Origin of the sequence: Gilliamella sp. Pas-s95 (assembly GCF_009795795.1) — a bacterium.
Classification (GTDB): Bacteria; Pseudomonadota; Gammaproteobacteria; order Enterobacterales; family Orbaceae; genus Gilliamella; species Gilliamella bombicola.
Genome location: NZ_WTFC01000058.1, coordinates 1 through 2,398, shown reverse-complemented (window position 1 = coordinate 2,398; position 2,398 = coordinate 1). Strand labels below are relative to the sequence as shown.

At 35.9% G+C, this 2,398-nt stretch carries 2 protein-coding genes and 1 pseudogene; 2 read left to right on the top strand and 1 reads right to left on the bottom strand.

Annotated elements, in window-relative coordinates:
• The first annotated feature begins 530 nt into the window (after nucleotides 1-530).
• The gene (locus GQ598_RS10775; RefSeq protein WP_160404117.1) at nucleotides 531-1,832 is read left to right on the top strand and encodes a tetratricopeptide repeat protein; all 1,302 of its coding nucleotides are present in this window, start codon (nucleotides 531-533) and stop codon (nucleotides 1,830-1,832) included.
• An 18-nt stretch (nucleotides 1,833-1,850) separates the two neighbouring features.
• Here GQ598_RS10775 and GQ598_RS10770 read toward each other — a convergent pair whose 3' ends face one another.
• Nucleotides 1,851-2,177 carry a hypothetical protein gene (locus GQ598_RS10770; protein WP_160404116.1) on the bottom strand — a complete coding sequence of 109 codons (327 nt, stop codon included), beginning with the start codon at nucleotides 2,175-2,177 and terminating at the stop codon, nucleotides 1,851-1,853.
• Nucleotides 2,178-2,256: 79 nt separating this feature from the next.
• On the opposite strand from GQ598_RS10770, the pseudogene GQ598_RS11160 reads away from it, so the two are divergent.
• A pseudogene (locus tag GQ598_RS11160) lies at nucleotides 2,257-2,398 on the top strand (AIR synthase-related protein); the annotation flags it as partial.

Genomic DNA, 2,398 nt, shown 5'->3' with positions numbered 1-2,398 from the left:
ACTGTGGTGTCGGTTTAATTATCGCATTACCTAAACAGTCAGCCGATAAAGCAATTAGCTTACTAAATAACCATGGTGAAAAAGCGTGGTTATTAGGTGAAATTAAGCACGCTACATCAAGTGAACGTGTTATTATCAAGTAAATAATTTATGACTTATATTATTCTTCTAAACACCATAAACCATGAAGAATATATAAGTCTTTTTTGGCTCAAGACCTTTCAATATAAATAAACAGATCTCTAAAACTAAACTAGTTTGAAAAGTATTAATCTTTTTATAAACGAAATATGCATTTAATAAATAAACTTGCATAAGTTTCTGCATAAATCTCCCATTACCTTAAAAATCTGTTGTTTATTAAAGAATAAATTCAGCTTTGGTTGTGAAAATTTGCGGCTATTTCCAGTAGTAAATCGCTACTTAAATTTCATCTTCTGCGTCAGGCTATTCGGCATTAATGGTCTGTTTTATCTAGAAATATTTTATGATAAACTGATGTTTTATCGAACAATCAACTGGAATACTTTATGTTAGCGCACACCAAATTATCCCTTTTATTGATTATGTTAGTTGGGTTATCATTGCCTAGTTCTGCTAAAACCAACACAAAATGTTTGCCACTAAAAAAAGATGAAGCCAATATCGCTATTTGTACCAAACTAGCCGATAAAGGTGATGCCAATGCCCAAAATAGCCTTGGGGAAATTTATTATCAAGATGCCCTATTGCATAAAGGCTATCATACCAAAGCCAGATTACTGTTCGAAAAAGCCGCGACTCAAGGACTGGCTAAAGCCCAATATAATTTAGGTGCCATATACCGCGATGAGTTTAATAATTTTCCTGTTGCATTAAGCTGGTTTGAAAAAGCGGCGGCTCAAGGTAATCTAGATGCGCAAAATAGTATTGGCTATATCTACGAAAACGGCTCAGGCGGTAAACCGCCTCGCAACTACTTTTTTGATGAAAACGGCAAAAATACTGACCCTGATTTACCCTATATCGAAGCCAAATTTGCCCCTTATGAATTTCAATTACCCTCTGACCCTTATTCCCGCGCAATTTACCCAATGAGCGAATTTGGTCAAGGCGTTGAGCCTGATTTGGCTAAAGCTATCGAATGGTATCAAAAAGCGGCCAATAAAGGCCATGCCCTTGCCCAAACCAATTTAGCTTATTTTTATTTATTCGGTATCGGTGTTGAAAAAGACGAAAAAAAAGCCTTTGAGTTATACCAAAAGGCCGCTAAACAAAAATGCCCACCAGCGCTTAAAACACTGGCCTTTATGTATATGCAAGGACTTGGCACTGAGCAAGATGTACCTAAAGGTTTTGACACTTTGGTGCAGGCTTTTCGTGTTATGCCTGATAATAATCTAGAAGATGTTATCTGGCGTATTGAAACTAACGAAAATTATAAAAAATACTCACTTAAAGCTAAAATTGAAGATTATAAAAAACCACGCCGAGAAAAATTTCAAATAACCGATTCCAGTGATGAAGACTATATTACTGAAAAATTTCAATTTTTCAATAGAATCTATCAGTTGAATCTTACCAATGGAATAGGTCCTATAGAAATTTGGCCTAGACCAACATGGTCAGTAATATTAGGTGAAACAGTGGGTGAAATTACACCATTAAAAGAACGTTACTTAGTAAAAAAGTCAATACAAGGTTACTATAAGACCATGACTTATTTAAGCTATTATTATAAAGGCGAGGCACAAGATATTACACAAGCTCAACTTTGGCGTAAATATGCTATTACTATGGGAGAGCTGCCATTTGAAAATTACTGGCCAGGCTATCCCCCGCTTGAACAATAAGGGCACGCATGCCCTTTTTTATTTAAGCCATTTATGAACATTATTTTGAGTCGTTAATAAAATAGACTCGTAATCGTTTTTCATACTTTCAATCGCTTTTTTGTCAATTTGGGAAAGATTAACACCGCTCTCTTCTTGAAGTTTTTCAACAAACAGACTAAGTTCTTTAAATGCGCTAATTTGATCGAAACTCATCTTAAATCTTAGCTCACCTTTACGTACTCCTAAAGCAGAATAGGTGATCCAAACTTGAATTTCATCGTCAGAAAAATAGTCATAAAGTAACTCTAAAACCAAAGCCAGTATGCCAACTGCACCTGCAAAACGGAATAATATTGTACGCATAGCAAATAGATTAAACGCTTTTTGAACGCCTTTGTGGGCAAAGCGTGCTGCTAGCTTTTCTGCCACTGGCGTAATTTTAGCAAGTTGGCAATGGTCAGCCATCTTTAATTGGCTACAACAAGCTGGCAATGTTAGTCGTCACGAAATGTACCGAACTTTTAACTGTGGTGTCGGTTTAATTATCGCATTACCTAAACAGTCAGCCGATAAAGCAATTAGCT